General features: G+C 65.6%; 16 protein-coding genes. 10 read left to right on the forward strand and 6 right to left on the reverse strand.

What is annotated here, in order from left to right; all coding sequences use genetic code 11:
• Window positions 1-8: 8 nt before the first annotated feature.
• The 3 genes from SNE35_RS30440 to argS form a co-directional block, all read right to left on the reverse strand.
• Window positions 9-683: a thiol:disulfide interchange protein DsbA/DsbL gene (locus SNE35_RS30440; RefSeq protein WP_320426829.1), complete on the reverse strand. Its 675-nt coding sequence runs from the start codon at window positions 681-683 to the stop codon at window positions 9-11.
• A gap of 92 nt (window positions 684-775) precedes the next feature.
• Window positions 776-1,483 (reverse strand): SPOR domain-containing protein, encoded by a 708-nt coding sequence (locus SNE35_RS30445; protein ID WP_320426830.1) that lies wholly within the window; start codon window positions 1,481-1,483, stop codon window positions 776-778.
• Window positions 1,480-3,192, reverse strand: a complete 1,713-nt coding sequence (argS, locus tag SNE35_RS30450) for an arginine--tRNA ligase (protein ID WP_320426831.1) — start codon at window positions 3,190-3,192, stop codon at window positions 1,480-1,482. The genes SNE35_RS30445 and argS overlap by 4 nt, the downstream gene beginning before the upstream one ends.
• A 40-nt stretch (window positions 3,193-3,232) precedes the next feature.
• On the opposite strand from argS, the gene SNE35_RS30455 reads away from it, so the two are divergent.
• The 3 genes from SNE35_RS30455 to SNE35_RS30465 all read left to right on the forward strand — a co-directional run bounded on the left by SNE35_RS30455 (window position 3,233) and on the right by SNE35_RS30465 (window position 5,390).
• Complete coding sequence (locus tag SNE35_RS30455; protein WP_320426832.1) at window positions 3,233-4,585, forward strand: serine/threonine-protein kinase; 1,353 nt, start codon at window positions 3,233-3,235, stop codon at window positions 4,583-4,585.
• A 124-nt stretch (window positions 4,586-4,709) separates the two neighbouring features.
• A complete protein-coding gene (locus SNE35_RS30460) occupies window positions 4,710-4,943 on the forward strand; it encodes a PsiF family protein (protein ID WP_320426833.1) in 234 nt (77 codons plus the stop codon).
• A gap of 165 nt (window positions 4,944-5,108) precedes the next feature.
• Window positions 5,109-5,390 (forward strand): hypothetical protein, encoded by a 282-nt coding sequence (locus SNE35_RS30465; protein WP_320426834.1) that lies wholly within the window; start codon window positions 5,109-5,111, stop codon window positions 5,388-5,390.
• A gap of 21 nt (window positions 5,391-5,411) precedes the next feature.
• Here SNE35_RS30465 and SNE35_RS30470 read toward each other — a convergent pair whose 3' ends face one another.
• Window positions 5,412-6,338 (reverse strand): LysR family transcriptional regulator, encoded by a 927-nt coding sequence (locus SNE35_RS30470; protein ID WP_320426835.1) that lies wholly within the window; start codon window positions 6,336-6,338, stop codon window positions 5,412-5,414.
• A 119-nt stretch (window positions 6,339-6,457) separates the two neighbouring features.
• Between SNE35_RS30470 and SNE35_RS30475 the strand changes: the two genes are divergently transcribed.
• The gene (locus tag SNE35_RS30475; RefSeq protein WP_320426836.1) at window positions 6,458-8,632 is read left to right on the forward strand and encodes a malate synthase G; all 2,175 of its coding nucleotides are present in this window, start codon (window positions 6,458-6,460) and stop codon (window positions 8,630-8,632) included.
• A 108-nt stretch (window positions 8,633-8,740) separates the two neighbouring features.
• On the opposite strand, the gene SNE35_RS30480 is transcribed toward SNE35_RS30475, so the two are convergent.
• Window positions 8,741-11,683, reverse strand: coding sequence for a TonB-dependent receptor plug domain-containing protein (locus tag SNE35_RS30480; RefSeq protein WP_320426837.1), 2,943 nt, complete (start codon window positions 11,681-11,683; stop codon window positions 8,741-8,743).
• Between the two features lie 753 nt (window positions 11,684-12,436).
• On the opposite strand from SNE35_RS30480, the gene SNE35_RS30485 reads away from it, so the two are divergent.
• From SNE35_RS30485 to SNE35_RS30510, 6 genes are all read left to right on the forward strand, one after another.
• On the forward strand, window positions 12,437-15,187 hold the full coding sequence (locus SNE35_RS30485) for a TonB-dependent receptor (RefSeq protein WP_320426838.1): 2,751 nt from the start codon (window positions 12,437-12,439) through the stop codon (window positions 15,185-15,187).
• Window positions 15,188-15,331: 144 nt separating this feature from the next.
• Window positions 15,332-16,594, forward strand: coding sequence for an NAD(P)/FAD-dependent oxidoreductase (locus SNE35_RS30490; RefSeq protein ID WP_320426839.1), 1,263 nt, complete (start codon window positions 15,332-15,334; stop codon window positions 16,592-16,594).
• 4 nt (window positions 16,595-16,598) lie between these two features.
• On the forward strand, window positions 16,599-17,360 hold the full coding sequence (locus SNE35_RS30495) for a class II glutamine amidotransferase (RefSeq protein ID WP_320426840.1): 762 nt from the start codon (window positions 16,599-16,601) through the stop codon (window positions 17,358-17,360).
• Between the two features lie 84 nt (window positions 17,361-17,444).
• Window positions 17,445-18,515 (forward strand): sensor histidine kinase, encoded by a 1,071-nt coding sequence (locus tag SNE35_RS30500; protein WP_320426841.1) that lies wholly within the window; start codon window positions 17,445-17,447, stop codon window positions 18,513-18,515.
• Window positions 18,512-19,252, forward strand: coding sequence for a LytR/AlgR family response regulator transcription factor (locus SNE35_RS30505; protein ID WP_320426842.1), 741 nt, complete (start codon window positions 18,512-18,514; stop codon window positions 19,250-19,252). Before SNE35_RS30500 ends, SNE35_RS30505 begins: the two co-directional genes overlap by 4 nt.
• Window positions 19,253-19,337: 85 nt before the next feature.
• Window positions 19,338-21,053, forward strand: a complete 1,716-nt coding sequence (locus tag SNE35_RS30510) for a M14 family zinc carboxypeptidase (RefSeq protein WP_320426843.1) — start codon at window positions 19,338-19,340, stop codon at window positions 21,051-21,053.
• 6 nt (window positions 21,054-21,059) lie between these two features.
• On the opposite strand, the gene SNE35_RS30515 is transcribed toward SNE35_RS30510, so the two are convergent.
• Complete coding sequence (locus tag SNE35_RS30515) at window positions 21,060-22,787, reverse strand: diguanylate cyclase domain-containing protein (protein WP_320426844.1); 1,728 nt, start codon at window positions 22,785-22,787, stop codon at window positions 21,060-21,062.
• Between the last annotated feature and the right edge of the window lie 13 nt (window positions 22,788-22,800).

Below are 22,800 nucleotides of genomic sequence, written 5' to 3' on the forward strand. Positions count from 1 at the left end.
TGACGGGATTACGCCTTCGTGCGAGCGAGCTTGAGCAGGTAGTCCGCCACGCCGATCGCGTTCTTGCCCAGGCTCTCCTCGGTCAGGCCGCTGACACCGGCGCCGGCCATGGACGGCGAGGTCGTGAAACGGCCGCCGATCGCCAGCGTGGGCACGCCGTCGATCCGGTAGTCTTCGCTCAGCTTGGTGGCGGCTTGAGCCTTGGTCTGGACGCCGAAGGAGTTGAACGCGGCCTTGAACTTGGCCGGATCCACGCCCAGCTTGGTGACCATCGCGGTGATCGAGGCTTCGTCCGTCAGGTTCAGGCGCTGCACGTGGAAGGCGTTGAAGATGCCCGCGTGCACCTGCGCCTCGACGCCCATCGCTTCCAGCGCGAAGAACAGCTTCTGGTGCAGCTTGACCATCGCGTTGAAGCCGACGTGCAGGCGCCGGAAGGAGACGTCCGCCGGCAATTGCTTGACCCAGGCTTCCAGCGTCGGGTCGAAGACGAAGCAGTGCGGGCAGCCGTACCAGAAGAACTCGATCACCTCGATCTTGCCCGGCGGCGTCGGCAGCGGCTGGCCCATGCGCTGGTAGTTGCGGCCTTCGACGGGCGCGGCGCCCTGCGCGGAGGCCAGCAGCGGGGACGAAACGGCGGAAGCGCCCAGCAGGGCAGCGGAGAAATCGCGACGGCGCAGCAGCATGACTTTCTTTCCTCGGCGGAATGGGGTTTGACGCGGCAGCTTAGCCGAAGGCGGCTTAGTGCCGCCTTAACGAGCGACTTGCCCGACAGCCGTTACTGGCGTTGGACGCGCACCAGATTGGCCTCGACGCCGGCGGCCTCGACCTTGCGCTGCAGGTCTTCGGCTTCCGGGCGCCCATCCAGCGGGCCCATGCGGACGCGGTAGACGGTGCGGCCGGCCTGCTCGCGCTCCAGCACCTTGGCGCTGAAACCCTGCATCGCCAGCTTGGCGCGCTGCTGCTCGGCGTCGTCGGCCTGCGTGTAGGCGCCGGCCTGGACGTAATAGATGTACGGATCGTTGCCGCTGCCGGACATCGCCGCGCTGGCGGCGGCCAGGGCGGCAGTGGCCTTGGTCGTCGCGGGCTTCGATGCGGCCGGCGCCGGGACGGCTGCCACGACCGGCGGCGGGGTGACCACCGCGCCGGGCGCTTGTTCCACCGGTGCCACGTCAGGCGTCGGCGCTGGTGCTGGCGTGCCGCTGACGGTGCCGCTCGCCGCCTTCGCGCCGGACTTGCTCGCCAGCGGCGCGTTCGGATCCCAGTTCTTGTTGCGGGCGGCTTCCTCGGCGTCCTGCTCGGCGGTGCGCTGCGGCACCTTGTTGACGAAGGGCACCGGCACCTTGGTGATGTAGAGCGCCACGCCCAGCGCGACCGCCAGGCCCAGCAGCAGGCCGACGATCAGACCCAGCACGAAGCCGCCGCGCTGCTCCTGCTTCTTGTTGCTATTGCTGCCCTTGTTGCTGCCGCTCTTGGCGCTGCTCATGCGTTCTCCGTCGTCGTTTCTCGTGACATCTGATCCGGGGCGCTGACGCCCAGCAGGCGCAGCGCGTTGCGCAGCACCTGGCGCGTGGCCGCCAGCAGCGCGATGCGCGAGCGGGTCAGCGCTTCGGCCTGGCCCAGCACGCGTTCGGCCGCATAGTAGCTGTGGAAGGCGGCGGCCAAGTCGCGCAGGTAGAAGGCGACGTCATGCGGCGCCAGGCCCTCGGCGGCGCTGGCCAGCATGCGCGGGTAGTCGGCCAGCTTGAGCATCAGCGCCATCTCGGTCGGCGCGTCCAGCAGGCTCAGGTCGGCGCCGGCCAGCGCGGCCTCGTCGCCGCCCGAGTCCTCGGCCCACTTGCGGATGATCGAGCAGATCCGGGCGTGCGCGTACTGCACGTAGAACACCGGGTTCTCGTCGTTCTGCTTCAGCGCAAGGTCGACGTCGAAGACGAATTCGGTGTCGGCCTTGCGGCTGTTCAGGAAGAAGCGCACCGCGTCGCGGCTGGTCCAGTCGACCAGATCGCGCAGGGTCACGTAGCTGCCGGCGCGCTTGGAGATCTTGACCTCCTCGCCGCCCCTCATCACGGTGACCATCTTGTGCAGCACGTAGTCGGGGAAGCCCTGCGGGATGCCGATCTCCAGGCCCTGCAGGCCGCCGCGCACGCGGGCGATCGTGCCGTGGTGGTCGGTGCCCTGCACGTTGATGCACTTGGTGTAGCCGCGCTGGAACTTGTTCGTGTGGTATGCCACGTCCGGCACGAAGTAGGTGTAGCCGCCCTCGGACTTGCGCATCACGCGGTCCTTGTCGTCGCCGTACTCGGTGGTACGCAGCCACAGGGCGCCGCCTTCCTCGTAGGTCTTGCCGTTGGCGACCAGGGTCTCCACGGTCTTCTCGACGGCGCCGGAGCTGTACAGGCTCGTCTCGAGGAAGTAGTTGTCGAACTTCAGGCCGAAGGCCTGCAGGTCCAGGTCCTGCTCGTGACGCAGGTAGGCGACGGCGAACTGGCGGATGCTGTCCAGGTCCTCGATGTCGCCGCTGGCGGTGAACTGGCGGTCGTCGGCCTTGACGGTCTTCTTGGCCAGGAAGGCTTCGGCGATGTCCTGGATGTAGTCGCCGTTGTAGGCGCTCTCCGGCCAGCCGGCGTCACCGGGCTTGAAGCCCTTCAGGCGGGCCTGAGTCGAGGCCGCCAAGGTGGCGATCTGCACGCCGGCGTCGTTGTAATAGAACTCGCGGGTGACCTCGGCGCCCTGCGTCTGGAACAGGCTGCACATGGCATCGCCCAGCGCGGCCTGGCGGGCGTGGCCCACGTGCAGCGGGCCGGTCGGGTTCGCGGAGACGAACTCCACCATCACATGGCGGCCGCTCGACGGCTGGGTGCCGAAGCGCTCGGCACCGGCCAGCACCTCGGCGACGACCGACTGCTTGGCGGCCGGCTTCAGCCGGATGTTGATGAAGCCCGGCCCGGCGATCTCCATGGCCTCGACCCAGCGCTCGAAGGCCGGCTTGGCGCGCAGCGCGTCGACCAGGGCCTGGCCCAGCTCGCGCGGATTCTTCTTCAGCGGTCGCGCCAGCTGCATGGCGGCGGTCACGGCGAAATCGCCGTGGCTGGCCTGCTTTGGCGATTCGAAGGCGGCGGCGAGCTCGGCGCCGGGGCTCAGTTCCTGGATGGCTTCGCCCAGGGCGGCGAGCAGTTCCTGCTTGGCTTGGATCATCCCGTAATTCTAGATTGGCCCCCTGAGTATCATCCGACCCATGTCGATGGACTCCAGCCTAACGCTCGATTCGAGCGTCAACCTGCCGGCCCGAATCGGGCGCTACAAGGTGCTGCGCCAGCTCGGCGAAGGCGCGACCAGCGACGTGTTCCTGGCCGCCGATGAATTCAAGGGTGGCGAGGTCGCGATCAAGCGGATGCGCTCCTGGGCGGGCCGTGCGGAGCCGGGCGACTACAGCCTGCACTTCTATGCGGCCGAGGCGGCGCTGGCCGGGCGCCTGCCGCACCCGAACGTCGTGCAGATCCTCGACGCCGTGCCCGACACCGAGCAGCCCTACCTGGTGATGGAGTACGTGCCCGGCGTCACGCTGAAGCACTTCTGTCGCAGCGACCGGCTGCTGCCGCTGGACCAGATCGTGGAACTCGGCTTCAAGTGCGCGATGGCGCTGAGCTATGTGTTCCGCCAGGGCGTGATTCACCGCGACGTGAAGCCCGCCAACCTGCTGGCGGTGCTCGATGCGCAGGGCCAAGTGACGGACGTCAAGGTCAGTGACTTCGGCTCGGCGCTGAACCTGCTGTCCGACACGACGCAGGTGCACCGCGTCGGCTCGCTGGCCTTCATGCCGCCGGAGCAGATCGAGGGCGGCGACGTCGATGCGCGGGCCGACATCTATTCGCTCGGTGCAGTGCTCTACAACCTGATCGCCGGCCGCCCGCCGTTCGACGCGCCGAACCAGATGGCGCTGATGCACCAGATCTACCACCAGGCGCCGGCCTCGCTGGCGGACCTGCGCGGCGGCGTCACCCGCGAGTTGGATGCCGTCATCGCCAAGGCGCTGGCCAAGCATCCGAACGAGCGCTACCCGGATTGGGACAGCTTCGGGCGAGCGCTGTCGGAACTGGTGGCGAAGCAGCTGGTGCCGCTGGCGCGGCTGCACGAGGTCAAGGACTCGGAGCGCTTCAACATGCTGCGCGAGCTGGAGTTTTTCTCCGATTTCGGCGATGTGGAACTGTGGGAGGTCGTGCACCGGGCGCGTTGGCGGCGCTACCCGGTCGAGCATGCGCTGTACAAGCGGGGCCAGGAGGGCAATACCTTCCACATCATTGCGCAGGGCACGGTGGAGGTCTGGCGCGACGGCGGCCGGGTCGCGACCTTGGGCAAGGGCACCTCGGTGGGCGAGATGGCCTACCTGGCGCCGAATCCGGACCTGCGCCGGCACAGCACCGACATCAAGGTCAGCGAACAGTGCACGACGATCTCGTTCACGCCCGATTCGCTGGGCCTGCTGAGCCCCGAGTGCCAGCATCGCTTCGACCGCGCCTTCATCCAGGTGCTGGTGCGGCGCCTGCATGCGGCGCACGAGTCGATCGCGCATCCGCGGCGGATCCTGTAGCCACCCGCCTCGGGTAAAAGTGGCGCGCCGCGCCCCCAAGGACGAGCATTGCCCGCACGCCGGCGCATTGCTGGAATGGCCTTCCCATCAACCGCAACGCCCGATCGGGCAAGGAAGTGCCGCCATGAAGACTTTGATCACCGTCGTCGCCCTGTCTCTCGCCAGCCTCGCCGGCAGCGCCGCCTGGGCGAAGGACTCTGCCGACAAAACCACCGACAAAGCCGCCGAACCCTCGCCGGCCCGCACCGCGCAGCGCGAGAAGATGAAGACCTGCAACGCCGACGCCAAGGCCGCCGGCAAGAAGGGCGACGAACGCAAGGCCTTCATGAAGGAATGCCTGAGCGCCAAGAAGCAGTGATTGCATCGTTGTTGCAAACGGATACCAAGGGGACCCTCAGCGGGTCCCCTTTGCTTTGGTCGCGTGCGTTGCGGAGACAGCCATGCAAGCCCGTCTTGCTCCTGTCCTAGGGGCATGCTTGAATGAGCCCGGCCCCGATGGCCGATCACACCGAGAGGAATCCGCATGAAATCCCTGCCCCGCATCCTGTTCGCCGCCGCCCTGACCCTGGGCTTCGCGGCCGCCCATGCCGCCGATGCGACTTGCGATGCCCAGGCGACCGACAAGAAGCTGCACGGCGCCGCCAAGACCAGCTTCCTGAAGAAGTGCAATGCCGATGCCGCCGCCTCGGCGCCGGCCGGCAACGCCGCCTGCGAAACCAAGGCCGCCGACAAGAAGCTGCACGGCGCCGCGAAGAACAGCTTCGTCAAGAAGTGCACGGCCGACGCGGCCGCCGGCAAGTCCTGACCCGCGCGGTTCTTTCTTTCCTCAGCTTTTCTCTCTTGCGGCAGCCGGCGACCAGTACGCCGCGCTGCCGTAGTTCATCTTGAGGAAGTCGATCCACAGCCGCACCCGCAGCGGCAGGTGCTTGGCGTGCGGGAACAGCGCGTAGATGCCGTTCGGCGCGGCGGCGAAGGCGTCGAGCACACTGACAAGGCGCCCTTGCGCGATGTCGGTTTCCACCTCCCAGGTGCTGCGCCAAGCGATGCCCAGGCCGGCGACGCACCAGTCGTGCAGCACCTGGCCGTCGCTGCAATCGAGCCGTCCGCTGGGGCGCAGGTGCGTCAGCCCGCCGTCCACCATGAAAGCCCAGCCGCGCGTCTGGCTGGCGTCGGAGCTGAGCGTCAGGCAGGAATGCCTGGAAAGCTCCGAGGGGTGCTTCGGCGTGCCGGCGCGCTTCAGATAGCCGGGCGTGGCGACGCACAGGCGCCGGTTGTCGGCCAGCCGCGTGCTGACCAGACTGGAATCAGGCAGGTCGCCGACGCGCACCGCGCAGTCGAAGCCTTCGTTGACGATGTCCACGACCCGGTCGCTGAGGTTCAGCGAGACGCTGACGTCCGGATGCCGCGCCAGGAATTCCGGGATCAGCGGTGCCACGTGGCGGCGCCCGAAGCCGGCCGGCGCAGTGATCCGCAGGTGCCCGCTGGCCTTGACGCCGCCGGCGCTGACGCTGGATTCCGCGTTCGCCATGTCGGCCAGCACGCGCTGGCAGTCCTCCAGGAAGGCGCTGCCTTCGTGCGTCAGCGAGATGCGCCGCGTCGTGCGCACCAGCAGCTTGACGCCCAGCCGCTCCTCCAGCGCATCGATGCGCCGGCCCATCACCGCCGGCGCCACGCCTTCACCCAGCGCGGCGGCGGTCAGGCTGCCCTTGGTGGCGACGGCGACGAAGGATTCGATTTGTTTGAGGCGGTCCATGATCGGTGTCCAAGGTTGGATTCCCGCAGTTTAGTTATGGATTCCATGCATTGGCGTGTATGAATCGAGACAGGGATCTCGCATAAATTTCTTGCCATTCCCCATCATTGAGGTTCCCCATGTCCGACCGCACCCAAGTCCATGGCCTCCGGGTCGCCACCGTCCTGCACCGCTTCATCGAGGAGCAGGTCCTGCCCGGCACCGGTGTCAGCGCTGCCGACTTCTGGAAAGGCTTCGATGCCATCGTCCATGACCTTGCGCCGAAGAATGCCACCCTGCTGGCCGAGCGGGATCGCCTGCAACTGGAACTGGACGCCTGGCACAAGGCGCACCCTGGCCCCATCGCCGACATGCCGGCCTACAAGACCTTCCTCGAGAAGATCGGCTATCTGGTGCCGGTGCCGGCGGATGTGAAGACGACGACGGCCAATGTGGACGCCGAGCTGGCCGCGCAGGCCGGCCCGCAACTGGTCGTGCCCATCCTCAATGCACGCTATGCGCTGAACGCCGCGAACGCGCGCTGGGGTTCGCTGTACGACGCGCTGTACGGCACCGATGCCATTCCCGAGACCGACGGCGCCGACAAGGGCCGCGGCTACAACCCGGTGCGCGGCGCCAAGGTGATCGCCTTCGCCCGCCAAGTGCTGGATCAGGCAGTGCCGCTGGCGCAGGGCTCGCACAAGGATGCGACCGGCTATGCCGTGAAGGACGGCCAGCTGCAGGTGAGCCTGACCGGCGGTGCGATGGCGGGCCTGGCCACGCCGGCCCAGTTCGTCGGCTATCAGGGCGACGCGGCTGCGCCGACCTCGGTGCTGCTGGTCCACAACGGCATCCATCTGGACATCCAGATCGATCGCAGCACGCCGATCGGTGCCAGCGACGCCGCCGGTGTCAGCGATGTGGTGCTCGAAGCGGCCTTGTCGACGATCCTTGACCTGGAGGACTCGGTCGCCGCCGTCGATGCCGACGACAAGGTGCTCGGCTACGCCAACTGGCTGGGCATCCTGAAGGGCACGCTGACCGAGGAGCTCAGCAAGGGCGGCAAGACGATCACCCGCCGCCTGAACCCGGATCGTGTGTACGCCGGCCCGAACGGCGGCGAGGTGAAGCTGCATGGCCGCTCGCTGATGTTCGTTCGCAACGTCGGCCACCTGATGAGCAACCCGGCCATCCTCTGGGGCGACAAGGGCGAGGAGATTCCGGAAGGCATCATGGACGCCGTCGTCACGACTGCGATCGCTATCCACGACCTGCAGCGCAAGGGCAACTCGCGCACCGGTTCGGTCTACATCGTCAAGCCGAAGATGCACGGCCCGGCCGAAGTGGCCTTCGCCTCCGAACTGTTCGGCCGCGTCGAGGCGGTGCTGGGCCTGCCGCAGAATACGGTGAAGCTGGGCATCATGGACGAAGAACGCCGCACCAGCGTCAACCTGAAGGCCTGCATCGCCGCCGCATCGGCGCGCGTGGCCTTCATCAACACCGGCTTCCTCGACCGCACCGGCGACGAGATGCACACCGCGATGCACGCCGGCCCGATGCTGCGCAAGGGCGACATGAAGTCCACGCCCTGGATTCAAGCCTACGAGCGCGGCAACGTGCTGACCGGCCTGGCCTGCGGACTGCGCGGCCGCGCGCAGATCGGCAAAGGCATGTGGGCCATGCCCGACCTGATGGCCGCGATGCTGGAGCAGAAGATCGCGCATCCCAAGGCCGGCGCCAACACCGCCTGGGTGCCGTCACCGACCGCGGCGACCCTGCATGCGCTCCACTACCACCAGGTCGACGTGGCGGCGATCCAGCAGGAACTGGAGAAGATCGACGCCGCCGCCGAGCACGCGGCGCTACTGGACAAGCTGCTGCAGATCCCGGTCGCGGCAAGGCCCAACTGGTCCGCCGCCGACATCCAGCAGGAACTGGACAACAACGTGCAGGGCATCCTGGGCTACGTCGTCCGCTGGATCGACCAGGGCGTCGGCTGCTCGAAGGTGCCGGACATCCACAACGTCGGCTTGATGGAAGATCGGGCAACGTTGCGGATCTCCAGCCAACATATCGCGAACTGGCTGCTTCATGGCGTGGTGAGCGACGAGCAGATGCGCGCCACCTATGCGCGCATGGCGGCGGTGGTCGATCAGCAGAATGCGGGTGACGCGGCGTACAAGAGCCTGGCGCAGAACCCGCAAGGGGCGGCTTACCAGGCAGCGCTGGATCTGGTCTTCAAGGGCTTGGTCCAGCCGAGCGGCTATACGGAGCCGCTGCTGCATGCGTGGCGATTGAAAGTAAAGGCTGCATAGGCAGCGGTCAATCGGCAGCAATCGCGACAAAGAAAAAGGCCCGCCGATGGCGGGCCTTCGCATTCTTGAATCAAGAGTCGAACCCTTCTTGTGAGTTCGACTGCGAGATCAGAACGACTGGCTGTAACGGACCCAGTAGAAACGGTCGATTGGCAGATCCGGATCCACCGACGACGACGACGAATTGAGCGTCGCGTCGTAGTTGATTCGCGGCTTCTTGCCGAACACGTTGTTCGCGCCGACCATGATGGAGCCCTTCCAGGGCAACTTGTAGCCCACGCTCAGATCAGAGTAGGACACCGAGCCGAATTTGTTGTAGCCCGTGACACCGTCGCCGTTGACGGGACTGTTCCAGGTAGCCTGGCCGTTGGAGCAGGTGGATGTGTCGTCGTTGTCCCAGCATTGAGCCTTGAAGCCACTGTAGTAATGGGTCGTCCAGGTGGCCGACCATGCTTGGTAGCTCCAGTCCAGGGTGATGTTCGATTTCACCTTGTAGAACGGGAAGCCGCCGGCCTCGTTCTCGAGCGGTGCCGTCATGTCGCTGCGTGACGAATTCTTGGTGACGAAGCTCGTGGCACTCCGCAATGCGAACTGGCCGAAGCTGGTCGGGCGGAACTTGTAGTCGACCTCCAAGTCATAGCCCTCGGCCAGCAACTCACCCAGATTGGCATTGCCGCGCGACAGATTGATGATCTGGCCTGTCGCGGGGTCTCGTTTGATCGACGAGCAGAACGAAGAGATGTTCTGCACAAAGCACTGGTTTGCAACGTATGTGGCGCTGACCGCAGTGATGACGTTCTTGATGTCGATCCGATACCAGTCGAGCCCAATGTTGAGGCCTGGCAGATAGGACGGGTTGTAGACGAAGCCGGCGGTGAGCGTCTTGGCCGTTTCAGGCGTCAGGAAGGCATTGCCCGCACCGGCGTTGAAGGCCGTGATACTTTGCGTGCCGCCTGCACTCGGGATCGGTTGTCCCGCTTGATTGACCTGACGGTAGGTTGCGTTGGTACCTGAAGCAACGCAACGCGCCTGAACCGCCGCATCGGTCTTGGCTGCGCCGTAGACCGTATCGCAAGGATCCAGGAAAGTATCGAAGGTTTGAGAACCGCCGCCGAACGTATCACCCAGCGTCGGTGCACGGAAGCCTTGAGCCCAGGTCGCACGTGTCAGCAGATCCTTGACCGGCTTGTACATGATGCTGGCTTTGCTGTTGGTCGTGTTGCCGAAGCTGCTGTAGTCGGAGTAGCGCGAAGCGAGGTCAACGCTCAGCAGTTCTGCGCCCGGCACGCCCTTCAAGATCGGCACGTTCAATTCGGCATAGGCTTCCTTGACGTTGTACTTGCCATAAGTGCTGTTGCCGGCAAGGTTGGTCGTCAAAGCGTCCTGATCGATCTGGTCGGGCACGTTGTAGCCCGACACATCGCGACGCTCCACGCCCACCGCCAAGGCCAGAGGGCCGGCAGGCAGACGGTAGATCTCGCCACTCAAGTTGCCGTAGATGCTCTTGACCGTGCTGCCATAGCTAAGTTGGCTGGTCGACATCACGTACGCCAAAGCGGCCGCTGTCGAGGCCGACGGGCCACCGAGAATGTCGAACGGCACACAGCTCGACAATCCGATCGGGTTGGCAGCAGTGCCGCACTGGATGACACCGTTATTGTTGAAGGATGGGCCGAGGGCTTTCTTCAGGTTCGGCAAGTTCAAATTGCCGGTCATGACTTCATTGCCGGCTGCCTTGCTGAAGTTCACGCCAGCGTCCCAGTTCCAGGCCTTGCCGCCAAGGGTCAGGTCTCCGTCGAGGCCCATGTCGAAGTGAGATGCGCGGTTGTTGTTCACAGTCACGCGAGGCACTTCAATCGTTCGGCGCGTGAAGAACAGATCCACACCGCCCGTGCCGGTCGTATTGCCGACGGCTTGATTGCCATACGGGTTGTAGTAGCTATCTTTGCTGATGTAGACGGGATAGCCCGATTGGCTAGTGCTGTTCAACGGATAACCGGCGACTTGGGCAGTCGAGGTTCGGTCAGCAAACATGGCCGTTGCAGAGAAACGCGTCGACGGAGTGATGTCGATCGTGCCCTTGGTGAAGATCGACTTCATCTCGGTGCCGATCTGGAACATCATGTCCTGGCTCGAGTTGTAAGTGTCGGCCAGAGGATCGACGCCATTGTGGTAGTTGGCCGGATCATTCGATGCGGAGCCGGTGCCTACGCTCGTTGCAGTGCCCGTGTGATTCAGGACTCTGTTGAAATAGGCCGGGTTGGGGGAGCCATTGGCCAGTTTCGCGGGCTCGACCACGCCAGTGACCGGGTTGACGGGGTTGATGCGCCCCCAGGGACCTGCACCGAAGCCGGCACCATACTGGTCCGGGCCGGTACCGTAGCTTTGCGAGGTGATGTCGCGGGTACGCGCCCAGACCGGCTTTTGCTGGCTGAAGTTCGCGCCAAACATCAACGAAGAATGCTCGTTGCTGGCACCAAAAGTTACGGAGGCGTCAGTCGTCTGACCATCACCCTTCTGGTTCGCGCCGTAGTACACGCTCACGCTGCCGCCATCCATGCTTTTCTTCAGGATGATGTTGACAACACCGGCGATGGCATCAGAGCCGTAGATCGAGGAAGCGCCGTCCTTCAGGACGTCGATGTGATCAATCAGTGCAGACGGGACGGTAGACAGATCGGTATAACCCGCAATCGACTGGGTCCACCGCTTGCTGTCGACCAGCACCAACAGGCGTTGCGAGCCCAGATTGCGCAGGTTGATGTACTGGCCGCCTTCTTCGGCGTTGCTGGCCAAGGCTGAGCCCTTGCTGAAATCCGGAGTGCCGGCTGCAGACAGTTGGTTCAGGATGTCGCCAACGGTCACCAGGCCGCTCTTTTGAATCTCAGCCGAAGTGATCTTCTGAACCGGCTGAGCGGTCTCGGCATCGACTTGGCGAATGCGTGATCCGGTGACCTCAACGCGCTCGAGCTGCGTATCTTGAGCATGGGCAAAACCCACAAGGCCGAGCGCAAGCAGCGCGGCAAGTGAGACTTGGGAACGTTTGTGCATGACTTCTCCGAAGAAAAAATGGGGGTCTGTAAACCAACGAAGCTCGCCAAACGACTTGCATTCAAGGTAACGAAAGACAGGTCTGGCGGACTGAGGTCGCGATTGTGGGGAGTGACCTAGGCCATGTCGTCCCCGGGAAACTCGCTACATCTACATGAAGGGAGCGGCGCGAGCGACCGCGCCATCGCCGCTGAAGTTTTGAAATGCCTTTTGTAAGGCATTGATAAATAAGGTGTTTTTTCGGACTCCGACATGTAAGAAATGCGGAAGACTGAGCCCTAACTTCCGGCATGGGTTGGGCTATGTTGTTGCCCATGTGCAACGCCGGGATTGAGTTTGATTTCTGCCGCCGCACCGGTTGTTCGATAGGCGCCCAAATATGGGCTGGCAGATCATCTGCACAGAAAGCTGCGGAGACATGGCGAATTGGCGGTGCTCGACGCAAGACTGGCTGCCCGCCGTGTCTCCGCCTTGTTGACGCTCGCTGGCCTATTGCGTCGAACGTATTAGCCAGCAGTGGACGTTTGCCGGTCGCCGAACAGCACTGAGAAAAACTTCGGCCGCATTCGCATATGGATACATTGCGTATCAAATAGGCAACATAAAGCATATTTTGTTTCTGTCAACGGGAAACCTCGGGGGGGATTGCGGCCCTGTGGCAGCAAAACTTTACCTTGTGCCGACTCGCCCTAGGGTCGACCCATCATTCAGCTAGAGCACTACCGCCGAGCCTGTCCTCTGAGGAGAAACATTTTGAAACTTAATCCCATCTATCTTGCGGTCGTCGCTTCCATGGCGGCGATTCCGGCGCATGCGCAGCAGGATGCGTCACAGCAACTCGAGCGTGTCGTCGTGACGGGCTCCAACATCAAGCGGATCGACGCCGAAGGCGCGAATCCCATCCTGGCGATTACGCGGGAGGAGATCTCCAATTCCGGCAAGGCGACGCTGACCGAATACCTGCAGTCGCTGTCGCTGGACGGCCAGGGTTCACTGCCGACCGGCTTTGGTAACGGTTTCGCTGCGGGTGCCACGGCGATTTCGCTGCGCGGTCTCGGTGCCAATGCCACCCTCGTGCTGCTGAACGGCCGCCGCCTGGCGCCCTATCCGCGTGCCGATGACTTCCAGAAGATGTTCGCCGACCTGTCGACGATCCCGCTGGAAGCGGTTGAGCGCATCGAAGTCCTGAAGGATGGTGCATCGGCCATTTACGGCTCCGACGCGCTGGCAGGCGTGGTCAACATCATCTTGCGCAGGAACTTCAACGGCATCGTGGGCAAGGTCGAGGCGGGCTCTTCGCGCTATGGTGATGGCAACCGGACCAAGGCGGCACTGACGATGGGCGCGGGTGATCTCGCGAGTGACAAGTGGAATGGCTTGCTGAACATCGAGGTGTCGAAGAACGACGAAATCCACTATCGCGACCGCAATCGCGAGTACATCGGCAAGGGCGACGTGCGGCCCTGGGGCTATGACGCTTTCGCCACTCAGTGGACCGATGGCTATCAGACGGGCAATACGGTGAGGCCTACGCCGGCCGGCATTATCCGTAACCCCAACACCCTTGCCTACCAATTGGTCTCTCCGTGCACCTCGGCTATACCCGGCGCGATCCAGCCCGGGTTCGATGGTGACAACGGGTGCTCTTTCGACTTCGGGCAGTTCCGCAGTTTCCAGCCCAAGCTACAGAATCTGTCGATCTTTGCCCGCGGCTCTGTGGCCCTCGGCGACGCTTGGGAAGCCTATGCCGAACTGAGTTACGGCAAAAACAAGACGGGCTTTGATGTGAGCTTGCTCACAACTCCTGGAACGATCATCGGGCCCTATGGCCTGCGGGGTTATGGCACGGGCATCAACGTACCCGAACTGACTTTGGCAGCAGAGCATCCGGACAATCCGTTCGGAACTCCGGTGCGCTTCCGCTATGCCTTCGGGGAATTCGGCCCGCAGCGTCGCACCAATGACTCCGACATCTCGCGGATCGTGGCGGGCGTCAAAGGTACGGCAGCCGGCTGGGATATCGATGCGGGCGTGATGCACTCCGAGTCGAAGCTCGATCAGGTCTACACAGTGCTCAGCACTCAAGGCGTGATGGATGCGTTCCACAATCCAGGCTCTGCGACCTTCGGCTACCGCATGGGCGCTAATGCCGGCTTGAACACCGCCGCACAGCGCGCCTCGCTACTCGTGAATGCCAGCAGTGCGAGCAAGACGACGCTCGACATCGTCGATGCCAAGGCTTCTCGTGAGCTGATGACCCTGCCGGGCGGCCCAATGGGCCTTGCCATCGGTACGGAGTATCGCAAGCTCAAGCTCGTCGCACCCTCGCTGAGCGGCACCGAAGATGGCTCGGTGATGGCAAGCTACAACGGTTTCTTCGGCGACGAGAAGACCTGGGCCGTCTATAGCGAACTGCTGGCCCCGGTGCTCAAGGGGGTTGAACTGACGGGTGCGGTTCGCTACGACCACTACGCCAGTTTCGATTCCACGACGCCCAAGCTCGCGGTGAAGTTCACACCGATGCCTCAACTGGTGCTGCGTGCCTCTTACTCGGAAGGATTCCGTGCGCCGAACCCGGCTGAGGCGAGTCCGCAAGCGCAGGCAACCTTCTCGTCTTCGGGTGCGCATGATCCGATTCGCTGCCCGGGAGGCGTGTTGGCGTCCGGTGCTACTCAAGCTGACTGCACGGGCAGCGCTGCGGGTGGTATCAGTCAGGGCAACCCTGACCTGAAGCCGGAAAAATCGAAGAACACCAACTTCGGCTTCGTTGCCGAGCCGGTGAAGGGCATGACCTTCGGTGCCGATTTCTGGCAGATCAAGAAGCGCGACCAGATCCAGACGATCTCGTTCCAGGAGGCATTCGACCGGCCCGACGTTGTCCGTTCCGACAACAACCTGCCAGGTATTCCCAACTCAGGCAGCATCATCGTGGCCTACGCGCCGTTCATCAATGCGGGCAGCACCACGGTGAGCGGTGTGGACGTGGACGCCAGCTACCGCTGGACGGTCGCGGAAGTCGGCCGCTTCAAGGCCGACCTGCATTGGACGCGCTACAGGAAGTGGGAGCTCGTGAACGACGGTGTCACGCACGACTATGTCGGCACGCATGGCAATTGCGACGTGTCCAACTGCATCGGCACGCCGAAGGACAAGGCCAACGTGGCGGTGACCTGGGAGACCGCGACCTTCGGGCTGACGGGCGTCTTGAACTGGCGCAGCAGCATCAAGAACACCGCAGAGAAGGCTGACGACACCTGTCTGAGCCTGGGCCGGCTGGATGGTTCCGAGTCGTGCGCGAAGCTGCCGAGCTTCTACACGCTGGACCTGACCGGCCGTTGGAACATCACGAAGAGCCTGCAACTCTACGGATCGATCCAGAACGTGTTCGATCGCGTTGCGCCGCTGGACACTGTGACTTACGGTGGCATCAACTACAACCCGATGGACGTGTCCGGTGCGATGGGCCGGTACTACTCGCTGGGCCTGAAGTACCAGTTCAAGTAAGTCGCTACGACCCCAGGGGGCTACGCACATAGCGGAGGTCTCTAGGAAAATGCCCCGCAACCGTGTTGCGGGGCATTCTTGTTTTGTGAGCCCCTCGCATCGCTACCCAGTAGCGCGTTCCAAGAAGACAGACACAATGCAAACATGATCGCCAAAGATGTACCCGTGTCTGCTGCAGCGCCCGTGCCGCCCGCCCGCTGCGAGATCCTCATCATCGGCGCCGGCCCCGCCGGCTGCGCCGCCGCCCGTGTGCTCGCCCAGCGCGGCCACGACGTCCTCCTTGTCGACAAACAGCCCCTCGGCCGCGACAAGATTTGCGGCGATGGCTTGATTCCGGACACGCACGCGGCCCTGGAGCGTTTGGGTCTCCTTGATCGCGTGCTGGCGCGCGCAAAGCGTCTGGGCCAGATTTCGTTCACCGGCCGGGGCGGTGGGCGGCTCGAGCTGTCGGCGCCGATCGCGGTGCTGCCGCGTCGGGAACTGGACCAATTGCTGAACGAGGCTGCACAGGAGGCCGGTGCGCGTTTCCTGGCGCCGGCGAGCTTCGAGGCGCCGTTGGTGGATGCTGCGGGCAAGGTTTGCGGCGCCCGGCTCGTCATCGATGGGCAGAAGCATGAGATCGCGGCCGACTGGGTCGTCCTGGCTACCGGTGCCGTGCCGGGCGCCCTGGCCGCCGCGGGCATGTGCGAACGCCAGACGCCCAGCGGCATCGCGATGCGCGGCTATGTTCACGCGCCCGGCCTGTCCTCGCGCCTGCAGAGCCAGCTCGATATCGCCTGGAGCGACGCGGTGAAGCCGGGCTACGGCTGGATCTTCCCGGCGCCGGGCGATCTCTACAACATCGGCGTTGGCGTGGCCGGTAGCCATGTCAGCGATGGGGATGGCAAGGGGCACAAGAACCGCCAGATCAATCTCCGCGCGATGTTCGATGCCTTCGTCGAGAGTTATCCGCTGGCTGCCGAGCTGATGCGCGAAGGCCGCATGGTCGGGGAGCTGAAGGGGGCGCCGCTGCGCTTTTCGCTGGAAGGCGCGCGCTGGACGCGGCCCGGCCTGCTGGTCACCGGCGAGGCGGCCGGCAGCACCTATTCGCTCACCGGCGAAGGCATCGGCAAGGCGCTGGAGACCGGCATCTTGGCTGCCGAAGCGATCGCGCAGCACGGGCAGGACGAGGCCGCGGCACGCGCCGCCTACGAGCAGTCGCTGGCCGCGCTGAAGCCCCGTTTCGAGACCTATGCCAAGGCCAACCGCATCAATGCCCACCCGTGGATCGGCGACCTGCTGATCTGGCGCGCTCAGCGCAGCGAGCGGCTGCGCCAGAAGATGCAGGGCGTGCTGAACGAGACCAGCAGCCCCGGCGCGCTGGTGAGCCTGCGCGGGCTGTCGCGGCTGCTGTTTTCCTGGTCCTGACGCCATGTGCCAGCTGCTGGGCATGAATGCCAACACCCCGACCGACGTGATGTTCAGCTTCACCGGCCTCGCCACGCGGGCCGAGGAACACAAGGACGGCTTCGGCATCGCCTTCTTCGAGGGCCACGGCCTGCGGCACTTCGTCGACCACCACAGCGCGCGCAGTTCGCCGCTGGCCGAACTGGTCAAGCACTACCCGATCCGGAGCGACAACGTCATCGCCCACATCCGCAAGGCGACGCAGGGCCAGGTATCGCTGGAGAACACGCACCCGTTCCAGCGCGAGTTGTGGGGCCGCTACTGGGTGTTCGCGCACAACGGCAATCTGGTGGACTTCAACCCGCGCCTACATGCCGCATTCAAGCCCGTCGGCCAGACCGACAGCGAGCGTGCCTTCTGCTGGCTGATGCAGGAGATGGCCAAGGCCCACCACAATGTGCCCAGCATCGAGGAACTGACACGCACCTTGGCCGAGCTGATGCCGCAGCTCAACCGGCACGGCACTTTCAACATGCTGCTGTCCAACGGCCAGGCGCTGTGGGCGCACGGCTCCACGAACCTGCACTACCTGCTGCGCCGCCACCCGTTCGGCCATGCGCGGCTGAAGGACGAAGACCTCAGCGTCGACTTCGCCACGCACACGACGAGCCGCGATCAGGTGGCCGTCATCGCCACCGAACCGCTGACCTGCGACGAGCCCTGGATTGCCTTCCAGCCGGGTGAGCTGAAGGTCTTCATCGACGGGGCGCTGGCGCCGCTCGCCTGAGCCGGCTGCCACCCGCGCAGTCTCACCTGCCATCCGCCGCAGCGCTGCCATCGCGGCGAGGCGCGCTCTATAGACTAGCGCGCCATGATGGATGCCCCGGACAAAAAGCAAGACGGCGTTGCACTGGACTGGAGCCAGTGGCTCTTTCCCGGGCCGAGCCGCATCTTCACGGCCGACGAGATGGCCCGTGCCGGCAACCAGCGCTGGCCGCGTCATCTCGACTCCTATGTGATCGGCAATGTCGTCGTCCTGCTGCTGATCAATTACATCCTGTCGCCGCGCCAAGTGCCTGGGTGGGCATTCCCGGCCAGCATTGGCGCGGCGTCGATGGCGCTGGCGGTTGGCAAGCGCTTGTGGCGCTCGCCGACGCGCGTGGGCCTCAACGTCGCTTGCCTCTCGCTCGGCGGCCTGCTGGGTCTCATCGCGGTGCTGCTTCGTCATCACGAGTTCGAGCCGGGCACGCTGCGTATGCCGGTGGCTCTGCTGCTGACGTTGGCGGTCGTGGCGGCGAGCGCCTGGTGGTTCATGGTGATCTACCGGGTGCAGCAGATCGAGTCGAGGCTGCGTGAACTTGCCGAACAGGACCGCAACCTCCGCCTGTCCCGCCAGCTCGCCACCGCCCAGATCCAGCCCCACTTCCTCTTCAACACCCTGGCCTCGCTGCAACATTGGGTCGACACGCAAGACCCCCGCGCAGCGCCCACGCTGCGCGCCTTCACCCAGTACCTGCGCAGCACCCTGCCGATGTTCGAGCGCGAGACCCTGACCTTGGCCGAGGAACTGCAGATTGTGCGCCACTACCTCACCGTGATGCAGGCCCGGCTCGGCGAGCGCCTGGCCTGGTCGATCGAGGCCGATCCGGCGCTGGACGGCCTCACGCTCCCGCCCGGCACCCTGCTGACCCTGGTCGAGAACGCGATCGCTCACGGCATCGAGCCCTCGTTGCGCGGTGGCCGCATCGAGGTCCGCGCCAGCGCCACTGACGACCAATCGATCCTCGAAGTCCGCGACGACGGCGCCGGCCTCTGCGCCGAGGCGCCCGAGGGCGTCGGCCTCAGCAACACCCGCGCTCGCCTGCGCCACCAGTTCGGCGATCGTGCTCGGCTGACCCTCAGCTCCCTCCACCCGGGCTGCCTGGCCCGCATCGAACTATGAACGCCCTGATCGCCGACGACGAGGAAGCGCCGCGCGAGCAATTGCGCGCCGCACTGGCCCGGTTGTGGCCCGAGCTGAACATCGTGGCCGCCAGCGCCAACGGCGTCGACGCCTGGGACGACTTCCTCTCGCACGAGCCCGAGCTCTGCTTCCTCGACATCCGTATGCCGGGCCTCAGCGGCCTGGAGGTGGCGCGCCGCCTGGCCGCGCTGGCGCGCCCGCCGCAGGTCGTCTTCGTCACGGCCTATGGCGACCATGCGCTGTCCGCCTTCGAGGCCGGCGCGCTGGACTACGTGCTGAAGCCGGTGGAAGACGCCCGACTGGCGCAGACCTTGCGCCGGATCCGCGAGCGCGCCGCTGCCGCGCCCGATCTGCAGAAACTGCTGGGCCGCCTGCTGCCGCCGACGCGACCCGTGATGCGTCCGATCCAGGCCAGCCTCGGCCGCGAGATCACGCTGATCGCGCCGGAGGACGTCGTCTATTTCGAGAGCGACAACCGCTACACCCGCGTCATCCACGTCGGCGGCGAGGCACTGATCCGCACGCCGCTGAAGGAGTTGCTGGCCCAGCTCGATGCCGAGCTGTTCTGGCAGGTCCACCGCTCGGTGATCGTCAACAGCCGCAGGATCGCCAGCGCGATCCGCATCGACGAGAACAGCATGGTCGTCACGCTGCGTGGCCGGGACGAGCGGCTGCCCGTCTCGCGCCAGTTCCAGGGCCTGTTCAAAGGGCAGTGAAGGAGCGGTAGCCAGGGTCCACCCCCGGTGTACGAAGCCCGGCCCAGTCTGCACAATGGCCCGGCCCCAACGACGCCCCACACCGATGGCCGCCCTGCCCACCCCGCGCTTCGATCACTTCTACCGTTACACCGAGCTGACGGAGTTGCTGTTCCACTATGCCGAGGCCCGGCCGAACCTGGTCTCGGTGCGCTCGATCGGCAAGAGCCATGAGGGCCGCGACATCTGGGTCGTCGTCCTGACCAACCTCGCCAGCGGTGCCGACGTCGACAAGCCCGCGCTCTGGCTGGATGGCAACATCCACGCCGCCGAGCTGACCGCCTCCACCGCCTGCCTCTACTACCTGCATCACCTGCTGACGCATTTCGGCGAGTCCGACGAGATCGGCCGCCAGGTCACCTACCTGCTGGACAGCCGCGTGATCTACATGGTGCCGCGCCTGGGCCCCGATGGCGCCGAACTGGCCCTGGCCGACCGGCCGCGCCACATCCGCTCGTCCACGCGGGCCTGGCCCTTCGAGGAGGAGCCGGTCGACGGCCTGACGATCGAGGACGTGGACGGTGACGGCCGCATCCTGACGATGCGCATGGCCGACCCGCACGGCGGCTGGAAGAAGCACGCCACCGATCCGCGGCTGATGGTGCCGCGCGAGCCCGGCGAGCACGGTGGCGAGTACTTCCGCCTGATCCCGGAAGGCTTCATCAAGGCCCACAACGGCCTCACCGTCACCGTCAACAAGGACCGCGAGGGGCTGGACCTGAACCGCAACTTCCCGAGCGACTGGCGCCAGGAGCACGAGCAGGTCGGCGCCGGCCCCTACCCGGCCAGCGAACCCGAAGTGCGGGCGATGATCGACTTCATCATCGGCCACCCGAACATCGGCGCGGCGATCAGCTATCACACGCACAGCGGCGTGATCCTGCGGCCGATGGGTAGCTGCAGCGACGACGACATGATTGCCGAGGACCTGTGGTCCTACAAACGCTTCTCGGACATCGCGGCCAAGTCGACCGGCTACCCGGCCATCAGCATCTGGCACGAGTTCAAGTACCACCCGAAGGACGTCATCACCGGCACGCAGGACTGGATCTACGAGCACCTGGGCGCGCTGTTCTGGGTCGTCGAGCTGTGGTCGCCCAATCGCGAAGCGGGTGTCGAGAACAGCAAGTGGATCGACTGGTACCGCGAGCACTCGCCCGAGGACGACCTGAAGCTGCTGAAGTGGAGCGACGAGCAGTGCGGCGGCCTGGCCCATGTCGACTGGCAGCCCTTCGATCATCCGCAGCTCGGCGCCGTCGAGATCGGTGGTTGGGACAAGATGAACTACTGGCGCAACCCGCCACCGGCGCTGCGCGAGCGCGAGGTCGCGCGCTTCCCGGCCTGGATGAGCCAGCTCGCACTCTCGCTGCCCAAGCTGGAGCTGCTGCGCACCGAGGTGCGCGCGCTGGGGCCCGACACCTGGCGCGTGCGCATGGCCGTGGCCAACAGCGGCTACCTGCCGGCCTACGTCACCAAGCGCGCGCTGGAACGCAAGACCGTGCGCGGCGTGATGTTCGAGATCCACCTGCCGGCCGGCAATGCCGAGGTGAGCCTCTTGGGCGGCAAGGAGCGGATGGAGGGGCCGCAGCTGGAAGGCCACGCCCCCAAGACCTCGATGCAGGCCTTCCTGCCGAACCGCGAGGTCACGGCGGACCGTGCCGTCGGCGAATGGATCGTGCGGGCCCCCAAGGGCACGCGGCTGGCGCTCACCGCCAGCGCCGAGCGCGCCGGTGTCGTGCGGACCGAGGTCTCGCTGGACTAGGCCGGGTCAGGCGGCCGGCGAGGCAGCCGGCGCAATCCGGTAGATGCCGCGTCCGGCCGCCTTGGCCGCGTACAGCGCGGCATCGGCGCGGCCGAGCAACTGCTCGTCGCTGAGGCCGGGCTCGTCCAGATAGGTGGCGATGCCGATGCTGGTGGCCACCTCGCGCTCCTCGCCGTCGCCCATCTCGAAGGGCCACGCCATCTCGCCCAGGATCTTGTTCGCCACCTGCTCGACATCGGCGCCGGAGGCCAGGCCTTCGATGATCAGCACGAACTCGTCGCCGCCGAGGCGCGCCACCATGTCAGTCTCGCGCACGCAGCCGCTCAGGCGGCGCCCGAATTCCTTCAGCACCGTGTCGCCGGCCGCATGGCCCAGCGTGTCGTTGATGGCCTTGAACTTGTCCAGGTCCAGGTACAGCAGCGCCATCATCCGGCCGCGCCGGCGCGTGCGGGCCATGGCCTCGGGCAGCGTTTCATTGAACTGGCGGCGGTTGGCCAAGCCTGTCAGCGCGTCGATGCGCGAGAGCTGGTCGAGCCGGGCCTCGCTGGCTTCCAGCTGTTCGTTGGCCTGCTGCAGTTCTTCGGTGCGCTCGGCCACGCGGCGTTCCAGCAGCGCATCCTGCTCGGCCTGCCGTTCGGACAGGTCGGCCAGCGCGTTCGACAGCAGCGCCACCTCGCGGAAGCCGCGCAATCGTGGCAGCCCCTTCTCGCCCAGGTGCTGACGGGCGGACACCGCGTCGCACAGCTCGACCAAGGGCGCCGTCAGGCGGCGCGCCAGCAGCCAGGCCAGCGGCATGCCCAGGGCGGCCAGCGCCAGCGCGGCCAGGGCGATCTGCAGGCGCAGGCGGTAGAAGTCCGCCAGCGCGACGCTGACCGGCTTGCGCAACATCACCACCCAGCCCATGCCCGGGTAGTCGCCGCGGCCCTGCGTCTTCGCGGTGACGACGAACCAGTCCTGGCCCTCCGCATGCATCTGCCGCGTCGTGGCCGAGTCCTCCAGCAGCTCCGGCCGCAGCTCGGGCAGCTTCTTGCCCTCGCTGCCGGGCGGTCCCAGCAGCACTGTGCCGTCCTTGGCCAACACCAGGGCCTGCGCTTCATGGACATGCAGGGCCGAGTCGATCAGCTCGTCCTTGATCTGGCGCGCCCAGGCCCAGCTCAGATGCGCGCCGAACACGCCCTGCAGCTCGCCGCTGCCGTCGCGGATCGGCACCGCGAAATCGACGAAGCGCCAGGGCTCATCCTGCTTGGGCAACAGCTTCTCCAGCAGCACCGCGCCATGGACGTCGCCCACGAAGGGGCTTTGCTGCGCGCCCTGCCACCAGGGCCTCTTGGACACGTTCGCGCCTTCCAGCAGCCCGCCGGCCGCGGCCAGCACCTTGCCCTGCGGGTCGGTCAGGCCCATCCAGGCGAAGTGCGGGAAGCCGGCGTGCGCGGCATCCAGCGCGCGGCGCACCTCGAGCGGCTTGTCCACGCGCCGGAACGAGTCCAGGTCCGCCAGCACGCGGATCTCCTGGAACTGCTGCGCCATGCCGCGGTCCAGCGCGTCGCGGAAGTCGGTGGACAGCTGGTGCATCGACTCGACGGCGCTGCGCTCCGCATGGGCGCGCGTGAAGCGGTCGATCAGCAGCGCACAGGTCAGCACGGCCGCCACGGCGGCGAGGAACACCGCCGCGGTCAGCCAGGTGCGCAGCGAAATGCCGCGCACGGGCGTGCCGGTGCTGTCGAGTGCGGCCAAGGTTAGTCAGTCG

Source organism: Roseateles agri (assembly GCF_034043675.1).
Classification (GTDB): Bacteria; Pseudomonadota; Gammaproteobacteria; order Burkholderiales; family Burkholderiaceae_C; genus KK5.